The sequence below is a fragment of the Flammeovirga sp. OC4 genome (assembly GCF_000812565.1).
Lineage (GTDB): Bacteria > Bacteroidota > Bacteroidia > Cytophagales > Flammeovirgaceae > Flammeovirga.
In genome coordinates, this window is the sequence record NZ_JTAM01000029.1 from 60,507 (window position 1) to 75,269 (window position 14,763).

General features: G+C 34.5%; 11 protein-coding genes. 7 read left to right on the top strand and 4 right to left on the bottom strand.

Translation table 11 applies throughout. The annotated features are described in order from the left end of the window. Positions 1–17 precede the first annotated feature (17 nt). Both PL77_RS16820 and miaA read right to left on the bottom strand, forming a co-directional pair. Positions 18–1,508 carry a PAS domain S-box protein gene (locus PL77_RS16820; RefSeq protein WP_044207741.1) on the bottom strand — a complete coding sequence of 497 codons (1,491 nt, stop codon included), beginning with the start codon at positions 1,506–1,508 and terminating at the stop codon, positions 18–20. Positions 1,509–1,511: 3 nt separating this feature from the next. Further along, positions 1,512–2,420, bottom strand: coding sequence for a tRNA (adenosine(37)-N6)-dimethylallyltransferase MiaA (miaA, locus tag PL77_RS16825; RefSeq protein WP_371199237.1), 909 nt, complete (start codon positions 2,418–2,420; stop codon positions 1,512–1,514). 151 nt (positions 2,421–2,571) lie between these two features. Here miaA and PL77_RS16830 point away from each other — a divergent pair, with 151 nt between their 5' ends. The 7 genes from PL77_RS16830 (at position 2,572) to PL77_RS16860 (ending at position 11,884) form a co-directional block, all read left to right on the top strand. Then, positions 2,572–3,177, top strand: a complete 606-nt coding sequence (locus PL77_RS16830; RefSeq protein WP_044207858.1) for a thymidine kinase — start codon at positions 2,572–2,574, stop codon at positions 3,175–3,177. Between the two features lie 71 nt (positions 3,178–3,248). Then, on the top strand, positions 3,249–6,503 hold the full coding sequence (locus PL77_RS30720) for a PAS domain-containing protein (RefSeq protein ID WP_052444501.1): 3,255 nt from the start codon (positions 3,249–3,251) through the stop codon (positions 6,501–6,503). 100 nt (positions 6,504–6,603) lie between these two features. Then, positions 6,604–7,074: a peptidylprolyl isomerase gene (locus tag PL77_RS16840; RefSeq protein WP_044207744.1), complete on the top strand. Its 471-nt coding sequence runs from the start codon at positions 6,604–6,606 to the stop codon at positions 7,072–7,074. A gap of 225 nt (positions 7,075–7,299) precedes the next feature. Further along, a complete protein-coding gene (locus PL77_RS32025) occupies positions 7,300–7,719 on the top strand; it encodes a hypothetical protein (RefSeq protein WP_044207747.1) in 420 nt (139 codons plus the stop codon). Further along, positions 7,706–8,479 carry a GLPGLI family protein gene (locus tag PL77_RS30725; protein WP_052444502.1) on the top strand — a complete coding sequence of 258 codons (774 nt, stop codon included), beginning with the start codon at positions 7,706–7,708 and terminating at the stop codon, positions 8,477–8,479. Before PL77_RS32025 ends, PL77_RS30725 begins: the two co-directional genes overlap by 14 nt. A 21-nt stretch (positions 8,480–8,500) precedes the next feature. Next, complete coding sequence (locus PL77_RS16855) at positions 8,501–11,086, top strand: carboxypeptidase-like regulatory domain-containing protein (protein WP_044207750.1); 2,586 nt, start codon at positions 8,501–8,503, stop codon at positions 11,084–11,086. 168 nt (positions 11,087–11,254) lie between these two features. Then, a complete protein-coding gene (locus tag PL77_RS16860; protein ID WP_044207753.1) occupies positions 11,255–11,884 on the top strand; it encodes an HAD family phosphatase in 630 nt (209 codons plus the stop codon). Here the strand turns inward: PL77_RS16860 and PL77_RS16865 are convergent. Together PL77_RS16865 and PL77_RS16870 are read right to left on the bottom strand one after the other, a co-directional pair. After that, positions 11,881–12,879: an AraC family transcriptional regulator gene (locus PL77_RS16865; RefSeq protein ID WP_044207760.1), complete on the bottom strand. Its 999-nt coding sequence runs from the start codon at positions 12,877–12,879 to the stop codon at positions 11,881–11,883. The genes PL77_RS16860 and PL77_RS16865 overlap by 4 nt on opposite strands. Positions 12,880–13,080: 201 nt before the next feature. Next, positions 13,081–14,652, bottom strand: a complete 1,572-nt coding sequence (locus PL77_RS16870; RefSeq protein ID WP_044207763.1) for an arylsulfatase — start codon at positions 14,650–14,652, stop codon at positions 13,081–13,083. Between the last annotated feature and the right edge of the window lie 111 nt (positions 14,653–14,763).

Genomic DNA, 14,763 nt, shown 5'->3' on the forward strand with positions numbered 1-14,763 from the left:
GTTATAGATTTACTTATTTATTCTTCTTCTAGGTCTGTCCTAAGTGTAAAGGTGAAAGTCGTTCCTTTTCCAATCTGACTGCTTGCGGTGATGTCACCACCGTGACGTTGTGTAATTTTTTTACAAATAGCCAAACCGATACCAGAACCGTTGTATTTCCTTCCTTCCAATCGTTGAAAAATTTGGAAGATACGTTCGCTGTACTTATCGTCAAAACCAATACCATTATCCGAAATGGAAATCTCAATTTCATTGGGTTTTGTTTCATCGAAGCTGGAATCAATTCTGATCTGAGGAGCAGTGTCTTCGTTTCTAAATTTTATAGCATTCGAAATGAGATTTTGAAAAAGTTGTCTTAGCTGAGTTATATCTCCTTTGATTGTTGGAAGTTCTACGGTACGAATTACCGCTTCTGATTCATTAATTGCAATTTCAAGATCGGAAATAACATCTCTTAACACTTCATTGAGATTGATCTCTTCAAAAGGCTTTGCTTTTGAGGATATTCTGGAGAATCTTAATAAATCTGTAATGAGCTGTTGCATTCTCTCTGCAGAGTTCAACATCCTGTTGATATAGTCTTGTCCTTTTGGAGAGAGGTTTTCTTTTTCTTTTTTGCTTAAGCGATCACCAAATGCTCGAATTTTTCTTAACGGTTCTTGTAAGTCATGTGAGCTCACATAGGCAAAGTCTTCCAATTCTCTGTTTTTGAGAATCAATTCTTGCATGTATTGCTTCACTTTCTGCTCGTTTTCAACACGCTCCGTTACATCTTCAGCAAAAATAATGATACCATTAATTTGATTATCGCTGTTGTACCAAGGGTGTGCTTCCCATTCTATCCAAATATTGCTAAGGTCAACACGGTCAATGTAATCCATTTGAACACCAGACTTATCACCTTTTAGTACCTTGTCAAATACCTCATACCATCGCTGTTGGAAATTTGGTAATGTTTCCTGAATCGTTTTTCCCTCTAAGTTTACAGTTACACCTAAGGTTTTCTTCCATCTGTTACTAGCAATGAGATAAGTTAAATCCTTATCGAGCATAGCAATAGCAGCAGGGGCATAGTCAGCATAGTACTCCAACAATTGCTGTTGTTTTACAACTTGAAGTTCGACATTTTTCCTTTTGGTGATATCATTCACAAAAGCAGCTACGTGAAACTCATCCTCAATCATCATATGACTGATACTCACTTCCACATAAAAAACTTCTTTACTTTTCTTTTGGGCAATAAACTCTTTTCCAAGTCCCATCGGTCTCACTTCAGGTTTTTCAAAGTAAGCGTTTCTTAATCCCTTATGCATTTTTTTGATAGCATCAGGAAGCAACGTTTCCAAGTCTCGGCCAATTAATTCCCCTTCTTCGTAACCAAAAATGGTACATCCCATTGGGTTCATTGCCACAATTTCGCCTTTCTTATTACAGATAATAATTCCCTCAGAAGCGGCATAAAATAAAGGGGAAAGGAAGTTGTTTTGTTCTAATATTTTTGATGACATGACTTACAAGTTGAGGGAATGGATATATTTTATAACATCTTCCAATTGAGAAGGGTTGACCCAATGTGTGGATTCATCTCTTTTAAACCAACTCAATTGTTTTTTGGCGTATCTTCTACTATTTCTTTTGAGCAATTCAACGGTAGTATCCCAATCTTGCTTTCCGTCCCAAAAATCAAAAATCTCTTTATAACCTACCGTTTGCAGTGCATTTTTATCCTTGTGAGGAAAAAGGCTTTCAACTTCTTTCAAAAGACCATTATTGAGCATAATATCCATTCTTAAGTTGATTCTGTCATAAAGTTCCTGACGATCTCGATTCAATCCTATTTTTACAATTTTAAAAGGACGTTCTGCTTTGTACTGACCGCGTTGATCAGAATATTTTTTGCCCGTAATAGCGATTACTTCAAGTGCTCTGATTACTCTTTGATAATTGGCTCTGTCTACTTGATGGTAATAAACCGGATCTTTCTGTTCCAGTTCCTCTAACAAGGGCTGTATTCCTTCTTTTTTGTAACGAGCATTCAATGCTTCTCTTACTTTTGGATCGCTTGTAGGCATGGGATCAATGCCATTACAGATCGCATCGACATACATTCCAGAGCCACCAGAAAGTATAACATACTTATGTTTTTGAAACAGTTGTTCCAATAATTGTAGTGTATCTTTTTCGTAATGCCCGAAGCTATATTCTTGCTCAATAGACAAGTGTCCTACAAAATGATGAGGGATTTCCTGCATTTCGTCTTCGGTGGGACGTGCGGTTCCGATCTGCATTTCTTTAAAAAACTGACGGGAATCTGCATAAACAATTTCTGTGGATAATGCGCGGGCTAATTCTACACAAAAATCGGTCTTACCTACAGCGGTAGGACCTACTACAACTACTAAAACTTTTTCTTTTTCCAATATCAAATTAATTTTTACAAAGATACAAAGTTAACCTCAAGTAGAAAACCGATCTAGGTCACCGAAAAAATTAAGATAGCAATTCTAAACAAAGTAGGTAAAGATGAAAACTATGACTTACCTTTACGGCCCTATTATTAAATTAAAGATCATGTTTGTAGAACCTAGATTTCAAGACCGTACCGAAAATAAACCTATTATCGGGTGGATAGAAGTAGTTTGTGGATCCATGTTCTCAGGTAAAACTGAAGAACTCATTCGTAGAGTAAACAGAGCTACTATTGCCAAACAAGTCGTTCATATTTTCAAGCCTGCTGTTGATACAAGGTATCATGAGGAAAATGTAGTTTCACACAACGCGAACTCAATTATTTCAACTCCAGTGAAATCTGCTGAGGAAATCACACAATATGTAGCCAAAAATGAAGTTATAGCTATTGACGAGGCTCAGTTTTTTGATAATAAATTGGTAGATGTCTGTGTAGATTTAGCCAATGCTGGTCACCGTATTATTGTTTGTGGGTTGGATATGGATTTTCAGGGAAAACCTTTCGAACCAATGCCACAATTGATGGCAATTGCAGAATATGTAACAAAATTGCACGCTATTTGTGTAAAATGTGGTGAACCTGCGCTATATTCATACCGACTTACCGCTTCTGAAGAACAGGTACTTTTAGGAGAGACGGATTCTTATGAAGCGAGATGTCGAAAATGTTATCAAAAAGGCATGTCCTCTCGAAGTGCAAACTCTTGATTTGTAGAGATTATTAAGTTATTTTTTTGCTTTAATCTCTACACTGACTTGGCAGAAAAATAAACTTCTCGATGCAGAAAAGAATAGATACAGATAATTTAGGACGTCAATTTTCGCGTTACTTTAGTTTCAAAACTATACAAGGAAGAAATGTTTTATTAACTACTTCCTACTTATTTATCTTAATAACATTTACCGTCCTTGTTGTTTATCAAAACAACTTGGTGAGTGATGTCGGTGATAGGGTAATACAAACAAGAAACCCTATCACTGTCATGACTGCTAGAATTAATGCGGGCTTAGACCGCGTTTCTGCTGCTCAACGAGGTTATTTCATTACCAAAGATGATTCTTATAAAGATGAAAGAAACTCTTTATGGGATACAGATATTCTTCCGGCTTTAGAAAAACTGGAGGAACTAGGAAAACAGCTAACTTCACAAGACCGTAGATCAATTGATGCCCTTGGTATCCTTTTGAAAGAATATAAACACGGTCAAGATGATTTAGAGCTGTATTTTGAACAACATATTACTGACTTTGCTGCCATTCAAGAAGACGTAGAAACGTACGATTCTCTTACATTACGTTTAAAACTAGAAAGTTTCAAAAAGAAATCTGAAGTTGACGAATACATTGTGGATTATCTATTGACCACAATCTCACCTTTAAAAGCTGAAATCAGAGAATATTTAGGTCCTTTATCACAGCAACAGCGTAAAGCCATGTTGGATGATGTAAAGAGAATCAATGAAGATATTGAATCGGCCAATTCATCCATTGCCTTTGTGACTTTTTTCTTCTCTATTCTTGCCATTGGTTCTTCACTTCTTGTAATACGAACCTTAAATACTTCCTTACAACGACCAGTCGATCAATTAGACCGATTATCATTGGGTGACCTCGGACAAGATATCGATGAGACAAGTGATGAAATGAACGATATTATCTTGTCAAGTAACAAACTGAGGGATAACTTAGGAAGGGCCAGTCGATTTGCGTTAAGTATTGGTGAAGGCCATTTTGAAGCTAAATTCAAACCGGCCAGTGATTATGATATCTTAGGTAATGCCTTGGTACAAATGAGGAATAAGCTGAAGGATGTGGCGTACCAAGATGAAAAAAGAAACTGGATTACAAAAGGTATGGCTCATTTTGGGGAAATTTTGAGAACAAATCAAGACTTAAAGAAGTTGTCAAATGCCATTATCAGTGAGTTGGTTTCTTATCTCAATGCTAATCAAGGGGAGTTATATTTCTTGGATGAAACAGAAGATCAAAAGAAGTTCTTAAATCTTGAAGCTACTTATGCTTTCGAAAGAAAGAGAATTATTGAAAAGAAGATTCATATTGATGGACGTTTTGGTGAGGGACTTTTAGGACAGGCATATCTACTAGGAGAAACAATATATCTTAATGATGTTCCAGAAGGTTATACCGAAATCACTTCAGGTTTAGGGGACGCTACACCTCGTGCAGTACTAATTGTGCCTTTAAAGATCAATGATGAGGTAGAAGGAGCCTTGGAAATAGCTAGTTTTAAAGAAATTGAACCTTTTGAAATTGAGTTTGTAGAAAGAGTAGCAGAAAGTATTGCCTCAACGCTTAGAACAGCCAAAAACAACCAACGAACAAAAGAACTTTTATTGTCTTCACAACAGCAAAGAGATCACCTGAGAAGTCAGGAAGAAGAAATGCGTCAAAACTATGAAGAACTTCAAGCGACGCAAGAGGAGATGGAAAGAAGACAAAATGAATTGGAAGGATTACGAACTAGTCTTGAAAATCAGGTAAAAGATAGAACAGAACAGCTTGCCAAAACATTAGAACGATTTGACTTAGCTTTTAAAGGAACTTCAGAAGGTATTTGGGATGCTGTACTTAAAAACGGTGTCTTAGATGAGAATACTAACTTCTGGTGGTCACATCGCTTTGAAGAATTATTGGAATATGAAGAAGGGGAATTGCAAAACGATTTCGAATCATTTGTAACTAATATTCACCCTGAAGATAGAGATAAGGCCATTAAATTATTTAATGGATTAATTGCTGATCATTTAGGAATTGCTCCCAACTCTATTGAAGTACGCCTAAGATTGAAGTCAGGAACATTCAAATGGTTCTATGTCTCTGGAGCTGTAAAACATGATGAAAATGGTGTAGCACAACGATTTGCTGGTGCTATTAATGATATTTCAAGTACTATTGATTTAAAGATCTCACAGGAACAATTGAGTAACCGAGAAGCGAACTTGAAAGCATTCTTGGATATCACAAGTGATTTTGTAATTGCCATAGATCAGAAAATGGTAGTGACATTGGCCAACAATGCAATAAAAGAGGAGTTGAAGGCCAGAGGAGTCGAAATCATTGAAGGAGAGACAGTGATGTTGGATCTTGTTAGACCTGAAAATAGAAATCGTTACAAAGAAAATTGTAAAAAAGCATTAGACGGTCATTCTTTCTCAGATGAGATGACTTTCCAGTTTGGTATTCGTAAGAGAACTATGGATTCTCGCTACTATCCAATTCAAGGAGAAGACGGGGCAATTATTGGTGCTACAATTATGTTCCATGATATCACTGAAAGAAAGAAAAGAGAAGCTGATCTTGAGGAATCTAGAAGACAATTAAAAGCCATCTTTGATACTTACGAGGCAGAGGTTTACATGAAAGATCTCAACGGTAAGTACATCATGGTAGATCAGACACTCTCTAAGCGCTTAAATCTGGGGTACGATATCATTGGAAAAACGGATGTTGAAATCTTTGGAGAAGAGGAAGGTAGTATGATTTGGGAATTAGACCAAGGAATAGCAGAGCAAGAAACGGAAGTTTCGTATGTTGAGGAGAGAGAAGATGGTACAAAATACAAATATGTCAAATTCCCAATGGTCAATTCTTCAGGTAAGATATACGCCATGTGTAGTATTGCTTCTCAGTTGGAGTTTGAAGATTTTGGTGCTGATCAAAGTATTGATAAAGTGCCAGTTTCGATAGCATATAGATCAGTAGAGAACGTTACAGATATTAGGAAAACAACAGGTGTTTGGCAAAGTTACTTTGGAGGAGTTTCTGATTTAACTTCATTTGTAAGAGAAACTGATCAAGAGAAATATAAATTGGCAATGGGTAATATTCAAGAGGCCGTGAAAAACGGTAAATCTTATTATGAAACCTATACGCTTTCTCTGAGAGATGGAAGAAGAGTTCTTGTCTTAGAAAAAGGAAACTCAGTATATACTGATCTTGATGGTCAAGATGTAGTCATTTCTGCTCTTATAAATATTACTCCATTAAGACCTAACCATCAAAAAACAGTTTAGATTGAAGGTAATCATCATGTTTGAGAATAATGTTATTATTGAATGCATGAAATTATTACATTTGCAAATCGATTAATTTATCATTCAAAAAAATATTGAGATGAAAGCAATCATTAAAACTGAAAAAGGAGATATGACAGTAGAGTTCTACCAAGAAGATGCTCCAAATACGGTAGCAAACTTTGTAGACTTAGCGTTGCATAACTACTATGATGGATTAACTTTCCACAGAGTAATTCCTAATTTTGTAATTCAAGGTGGTTGTCCTGACGGTACAGGTGCAGGTGGTCCTGGATATAGAATTGCATGTGAGTTAGACGGTGATAACCAATACCACGATCGTGGCGTTTTATCAATGGCTCACGCAGGTAGAAACACTGGTGGATCTCAATTCTTTATTTGCCATAGCCGTGCACAAACTTCTCACTTAGACCGTAATCACACTTGTTTCGGTAAAGTAGTTGAAGGTGTTGAAGTTGTAGACGATATCCGTGCAAACGATAAAATCCTTGCTATTGAGATTATCAAGGAAGAAGGTGATGCTGAATTACCAGAAGTAAAAAAATTATAAGCTCTAGTTTTTAGAGAAAATAAGGAGACTGTTTCACAATTTGTTGGGACAGTCTCTTTTTTTTGTGCCAAAACCTACCGTATTTGAAGGTGGAATTTCAGTAACAATAAATCAAATATATCTTCTGATAAGATCCATCTATTCATGGAAAAATATTTTTGAAAGTTTCACTATATATTCATATGTTTACCGCACTCAATTATTAACAGACTTCACATAAAATCTATGCTAAATAAAATCATACTTTCATCTCTACTTATCCTTTTTACACAAATTGCATTCGCACAATACAATTACATTCCTGAAAAAGCAGAACATATTTCTGAGGAAAGGTATAAAAAAGGTAAAGACTTATTGACGGTTGTTTTTGAATCTATTGAAAACCAATACGAAGACCCAAGTGATGAATCTCAATACGAAGGGGCTGACTTCTATAATTTATTCAATGCTTATTTATCTATTGGTGCCTCAAAAGAGAGAGTAATGAAGTATTATAATTTACTTAAAAAGGACTCATACTCTCATGATTCTTATGTTCAATATTGTAATCCGAAATTTATGTCAGATTACTTTGGAGAAGAAAATGCCAAAGAAATTATTCAAAAAGCAAAACTATCATACCAACAAAACTATGAAAATCAATAAATTATTATTCTTATCATTTTTAGTAGCTCTGTCCAATCTTCTATTTGCACAAAGCCCTATTGGTCATGCAAAATATCTGAAAATCATAAATGGTCTTTCTACGGATACTACAAATTATAATTTGTATTTCAATCAAGAAACTTCTCTCTTCATTCGTTATAAAGAACAAGATCCACATTATGGTGAAAAAAGTAGTTTCTACCGTGATAATAATGATAAAGTAGTCACCATCAATCCTATGACTATTGATGATTACGTATGTTTTAACAGCAGCTCAAATAAGAGTTATTCCAAAATTGAGATAAAAGATAAAGCATTCATTGTTTATGACTCTATTTCAACTATCCAATGGGAAATACAAGCGGAAACAAAGAAAATTGGAAGTTTTAATTGTCAAAAAGCAGTTGGTGATTTTAGAGGAAGGAGCTATGAAGCTTGGTTCACTTTTGAAGTTCCAGTGAATATTGGACCTTGGAAACTAAGAGGTTTACCTGGGTTAATTATTGAAGTTGAGGATAAAGCAAAAGAAGTACGCTTCTCATTGACTTCCATTGAATACCCTTGCAAAGACTGTCAACTGAATATCCCGCCAATAGACAGTAAAGAAACTTCATTACAACAATTTCTTGTGTTGAAGAAAAAATATCAAGATGCAGCTCAAGCAAGAGCAAATGCAAATGCTCCCGCTGGAGTAAATATTACTATAAAATTTGATGGGGATACTCCATTGGAAAAAGAATATGAATTTCTAGGCCAATAAACTTTCTAATCTTCACACTCTATGATCATTCTACCAAAAAAGCTTTTTATTTTGGGGGCTGTTCTTCTATTGTCATTTTTTTCTTATGCTCAGGAAAAAAACATCCTAGGTATTATTACTAATGAACAAAATGAACCACTCCCTTATGCCAATATTTTATTGAAGAAAGATACGTTAAAAACAAGTCCTATGATCGGTTTTGTTGTTTCGGATCAGAATGGGAAATTTCAATTTAATTTTACGCCAAATGATTCGACAGACTACTTTATACATGTTAGTTCTTTAGGTTATCAACAAAAAATAATTTCTCTAGATAAAGACAAAAGCAATTATTCCATTGTAATGGTTAGTGAGGTTAAAAACCTTAATGAAGTAGTAATAACGGAAGATGTAGTCATCAAAGCTCAAAATGATACACTTGTTTTTGACCCCAAAAAGTTTTCTAATGGTAATGAAGAAGTGATAGAAGAAGTATTGGCGAATTTACCTGGAGTGAGTGTAGATGATGTGGGAACTATTAAAATCAAAAACAAAGAAATTAAAAAGGTCTATATCGATGGTGTAGACATTCTTGATCACTATAAAACAGGCACACAAAATATAGGAGCAAAGGCAATTGAGAAAATAGAAGTCATTCAAAATTTTAATGAAAATGCACTATTAAAAGAGTTTGACCTTTCTGAAAATTTTGCAATTAATCTAACACTAACCGAAAAAGCGAGGAATGCTATTTTTGGGAATATTAATGCCGGTTTTGGTAGTGATTATAATTATGAGGTAGGTACTACATTGATGAATTTCTCTAAATCATCTAAGTATCTAGCTGTCGCTTCTTCTAATTCTTTGGGGAAGTCAAAAAGCTATTTAAAGAACTATAATGAAGAAAATACATTAAGTAATTTAAAGTTTCAAAATACATCAACATTTAGTCGTTTAACAGATATTACACCTATTCCTTTAGCTCCTTATCGTTATAGAATAGGCAGAAATTATCATTTTTCATTGAATGCTGTTACGAATATTAAACCAACTGATTTCTTGAAAATGAATGTTTCTGGTACTGGTGAGTTTTTGAACCAAGGCAATGCTATTTTCACAAATTATCTCAATGAAAATCGAAGTTATAATCAATTGGAAAAAATCTCTACTGAACCATCTCTATTTAACTTAAAACTAAACTACAAAAACAATATTCATGAAAAGAAAAATTTCAATGCTACCTTATTAATAGAGAAAGAGCAATTCTACAGTGATGCACAATTGATTTATAATGAAAATCCTCTTTCGATTGATAATAAAAATACGATTCATCGAATAAGAGGGCAGTTTGAAATTACAAATAAGTTGAACTTTGGAACATTATACACCAAAGGAAATATTCAATTCGATAATAAAAACATTGAGGTCTATTATAATAGTGCTGATTTATATGGTGATTCAATTCAATTTATAAATCAAAAAGAAGAAGTCCTTTCTAGAGGAGGAGGTGTCGAACTAAAATACCTTAGAAATACAAAATGGGTAAATTTTACTTTTGCCTTACAAGATCAATTATTAACAGAGGATGTGAATATTTTGTCTAATACTAGAGAAGATCAAATGGAGAATTCATTATTCTACAATAATGCCTCTTTTCATGTCAACTTTTCTAAGGAATTGAAAAGTTTTAGTTATGATATTCAAAATGAAATAGCATTACAAACTATTCAAAATGATGAAAAGAAAGACTATCAATTTTATAACCTAAATGCATACCTTAATAAAAAATTAGGTGCCTATCATAGATTTTCAATTGGTGTTCAACTTGAGAATAAGTTAGATTTAATGCAATCCTATGATTTAGTGTATTGGGATAATTACAATTCAAATAGAAGACTTAATCCTATTTTTGAGCCTATAAAAACAAACCGATTGATCTTTAGCTATAGATTCGATCAAATCATCAAAGGTATTAATATAAATAGCTTTGCTACAATTGACCAACAAGATGGAGTTTATTACAATAATTCGTTTTTATCGGAAAATTTCATCATTAATGAGAGTCAATTTATTAGAGATGATTTCAATGGCTTTACTTTTAATAATAGTTTTGATTATTACATTTTACCGATCAAAACCATCATCAAAATGGGTGTTGACTATTCTAATAGAAACAATATTTCCAGCATTAATAAGGAACAACAAAAATTTACTTTTGAGAGCATCAAAAGCTACTTAAAACTTGGAATGAACTTCAATAAGATCACTGTAAAAACGAATGTTGACTACCTGATATCTAATAACATTAATCATTTTTACAATACGACTAACTCTTTTGAGCAACTTAATATTCTCCTTTACCTTAAATATGCTATTCATCCAAAAGTTGATTTTGCTCCTTCTTATACTTATTATTCACTAGTTCGAGAAGACGTAAATAATCATTTTTTAGACTTTGAAATCAATTATACTTTAAAGAAGAATAAGTTCAATATCTATTTGAAAGCTCAAAATTTATTGAATAACAATACTTATGTCACAGTCAATAATTCATCAATCGCTTCAACAACATCTGAAGTGCAATTGAATCAAAGGCAACTTTTAATAGGAGGTAGGTTTAAATTATAACCACAGGGTTAATAGTCAGAATTATCAATTCAAGGATTAAAATATTCTAATAGGATCCTTATTAAATTCTTATTACGGTTTTTTAAGGCTTTCATGTCAAAATAATTTTTCAAGACATGAAATGATTACCTTTGCATAGCAAGCAATTTATTACAAAAAAATAATGAGATGAAAGCGATAATCTTTGATTGTGATGGCGTATTAGTGGACTCAGAGTCCATCACTATGAATGTATTTTTAGAGCTGTTTAGTTCTTATGGAGTAGAGATGAGTTATGATTATGCCATTAAAACCCTTACGGGTAAAGCTTTTGATCAGATTGTGGAATACGTTCAGGAGGAATATGGCATTACGTTGAATGACGACTTTGAGAAGCAGTTTCGCCAAAAAACATTTGAGGCATTTAAGAAAGATATCCAACCTATCGAGGGAATAAAAGAGGTAGTTTCACAATTGAAAATCCCTTTTGCGGTAGCTTCAAATGGTCCTATGCGTAAAATGGAGTTGAATTTAAAAACTACAGGTTTGTTTCCTTATTTTGAAGGTAATATGTTTAGTGCTTACGATCTTCAAGCGTGGAAGCCTGATCCAAAAGTTTTTGTGACAGCAGCTCAACATTTAGGAATGGACCCCTCAGAGTGTTTAGTGGTTGAAGATAGTATGTCGGGTGTTGTAGCGGCTCAGAATGGAGGCTTTGATGTGATGGTGTATGTAGGACATCAAGAAGAGGAGAAATACACATCCAAAGGCATCAAAGTGTTTAAAAGCATGAAAGAACTATTGACACTAATCGATTAGAGAAGATTACCTTGATACCTTTTGGCTATTTCTTTTGGTGTAATACCATATTTTTTCTTGAAATAGAAAGAGAATTTTGAGCTTGATTTAAACCCACACATCCTTGAGATATTTTGGATATTATTAGCCTCTGTCGCTAAAAGTATTTTTGCTTTTTCTAATCTATAATTAAGATGAAATTTGATCATTGAAGTTCCAAAAACTTGTTGGAAATCTCTTCTTAATTTTGAAACAGAGTAGCCATACAATTCTGCAAGTTCTTCAAGGGTTGGAACATAATCTAATGAAGAGAGGATGTAATCTTTCACCTTCATCAATTGTTCAAAATCTTCTGAATGCAAATTCTTAGAGGTAATCTTATGATTTCTGCTCAGTATTCTATCATAGAAAATACTCAGCATCTCACTTGCTTTAGCCACTAATAAAGGATTGATAACAAGGTTAGGTTTTGTTTCATCTATAGCAAAAGTATCTTTTAATAGTACATGAGTTTCTAAAGGAATATTATCGTAGATCAGCCACTCCTGTCCTTTATCATTTGAAAAGAAATCGCCCAAAAACTCTTTAAATAGATGTTCTTCATTGTCAAGAATCTCTCTTTTGATACGTACAGCTACCCATTGATAATGAACCCCTTTTTTGATTGATATTTCAGTACTTACAGTAGTATCATAAGCAATCATCCCTCCGGAAGGAGAAAGTTCGGGTTGTTCAGATATTTTACTTTTTACGAGATCGCCAGTATAGGAAAATCGAAAACATATATAACGCTGAGATTCTTTGTCTCCCTTGAAAACAATCTTTGTATCTTCTTCAAAGGTGTAGGAGTTGGTCGAAACTTCAAGTCCTGGATGAAGCTGAAAATACCTGATTTTACATTTTAAGTATTTACTATTTACATTATAAAGTTGTTTGTGGTAATTGCCGCCAACTAATTCTTGTAGTTGGTCAATCAACCCCTTCATTGAACCTTCTTTAAAATTTAATACTTTCATATTTTCAAGTTAAAAAGAAACCTCTAGTTATAAAACTAGAGGTTCAAAAGTTAGTATAATGTTTATGAACTCAAATATCATTAAGTTCCCAAGTAGATTTAAACTGGTTTCAGTTCTTAGCTAAGTAGTCTTTTATTCTACAATTACCGATGCTTAAGTTTGGAACCCTTTTTTAAGTTCGGGCTCCAAACATGTTCTAAGCTATTTCTGAGATTTTAATCTATCCTCGTTCCACTTATTGTACTGATCCATTACTTTATCGATCGTAAAGCTGTCAATAGATTGGATTTGTGGATATTTATATAATGATTGGATAAACTGTCCTGCAGTGTAACCACCTTTGTATAAGAAGAATGGTCTCTTCGATAACCAGTGCCAGTACGAGTTAGAATCTGTATCTGCACGCTCGTATGGATCTCTTCTGATATTGAATACTTTTGGAGCTCTTAACTCCACGAATGGTTCTAACCATAACGCTAAAGTTTTTGCTCTTTGCTCCATGTAAACTACTTTCCAATCACCCATTCTGATTGCAGTGATATCACCATCATCAGAAGTATAGATGAAAGTTTCTCTTGGTGATTCTTCTACTTCTCCTTTGAAGTAAGGAAGCATGTTGTAACCATCGATTGTAGTTTGAACGTCTCTTCCCATGTAAGAAATACCTGATTCAATCTCTTCTTTGATGTTTTCAACACCTGCCGCTGATAATAAAGTTGGTAACCAGTCTTGGTGAGAAACAATACCGTTCAACACTTTACCTTCAGGAATAGTACCTTTCCACATTACGTGACAAGGGATTCTATAACCACCTTCCCAGTTGGTGTTTTTCTCCGACCTGTATGGAGTTACAGCACCGTCAGGCCATTCGTTGTAGTGAGGGCCGTTGTCCGTAGAGTACATGATGATCGTGTTTTCCATCAAGCCATGCTCTTCTAATTTTGCTAATACCTTACCGATATTTCTATCGTGATCTACCATTGCGTCAGCATAGAAAGTATCACCTTCCATTCCAGAAATACCTTTGATATCTTCCGCAGGGTAAGTAGGGTAGTGCATACCTACTGTGTTGTACCATAAGAAGAAAGGCTTATCGTCTTCTGCTTTCTCGTCTAACCACTCTAGAGTTCTATCAGTGATTTCACGGTCTACAGTTTCCATTCTTTTCTTAGTCAATGGACCCGTATCAGATACTCTGCCATCAGCATAAGAGTGGATTACACCTCTTGGAGCAAATTTTTCTTTGAACCACTCCTCTTTAGGGTAGTCCTCGTGCTCTGGCTCCTCTTCAGCGTTTAAGTGGTATAAGTTACCAAAGAACTCATCGAAACCGTGGTTTGTAGGCAACTGCTCGTCTCTGTCACCAAAGTGGTTTTTACCAAATTGGGCAGTAGCATAACCTTCTCTTTTCAATAACCAAGCAATTGACGGATGCTCGTTTTTGAATCCAGCAGGAGCACCAGGCATACCTACTTTAGATAAACCAGAACGGATCGGGCTTTGACCTGTCATAAATGCAGATCTACCAGCCGTACATGATTGCTCGCCATAGTAGTCTGTAAATGCAATACCTTCTTCAGCGATTCTGTCGATGTTAGGAGTCATATACCCCATTTGTCCTCTGTTCCAGAAAGACAAGTTGAATTGTCCGATGTCGTCTCCCCAAAGAATGACAATGTTAGGTTTCTTTGGCGACTTCTTAGTTGGTTTATCACCAGCCATCGCAGGAAGGATAGTAATAAACGCTAGGATAGATAATAATACTTTTTTCATCTCCGTATCTAAAAATGAATGAATTTAAATCACGTATGTACAAATAATACACTTAGATAAACGGTATAGTAAGTAGGTTGGAATGTACTTATATGTTCATGAAATGGGCTG

Excerpts from the sequence above, each read along its gene's own strand:
- PL77_RS16820 (WP_044207741.1), bottom strand. The coding sequence starts at position 1,508 with ATGTCATCAAAAATATTAGAACAAAACAACTTCCTTTCCCCTTTATTT.
- PL77_RS16830 (WP_044207858.1), top strand. The coding sequence starts at position 2,572 with ATGTTTGTAGAACCTAGATTTCAAGACCGTACCGAAAATAAACCTATT.
- PL77_RS30720 (WP_052444501.1), top strand. The coding sequence starts at position 3,249 with ATGCAGAAAAGAATAGATACAGATAATTTAGGACGTCAATTTTCGCGT.
- PL77_RS16840 (WP_044207744.1), top strand. The coding sequence starts at position 6,604 with ATGAAAGCAATCATTAAAACTGAAAAAGGAGATATGACAGTAGAGTTC.
- PL77_RS32025 (WP_044207747.1), top strand. The coding sequence starts at position 7,300 with ATGCTAAATAAAATCATACTTTCATCTCTACTTATCCTTTTTACACAA.
- PL77_RS30725 (WP_052444502.1), top strand. The coding sequence starts at position 7,706 with ATGAAAATCAATAAATTATTATTCTTATCATTTTTAGTAGCTCTGTCC.
- PL77_RS16855 (WP_044207750.1), top strand. The coding sequence starts at position 8,501 with ATGATCATTCTACCAAAAAAGCTTTTTATTTTGGGGGCTGTTCTTCTA.
- PL77_RS16860 (WP_044207753.1), top strand. The coding sequence starts at position 11,255 with ATGAAAGCGATAATCTTTGATTGTGATGGCGTATTAGTGGACTCAGAG.
- PL77_RS16865 (WP_044207760.1), bottom strand. The coding sequence starts at position 12,879 with ATGAAAGTATTAAATTTTAAAGAAGGTTCAATGAAGGGGTTGATTGAC.
- PL77_RS16870 (WP_044207763.1), bottom strand. The coding sequence starts at position 14,652 with ATGAAAAAAGTATTATTATCTATCCTAGCGTTTATTACTATCCTTCCT.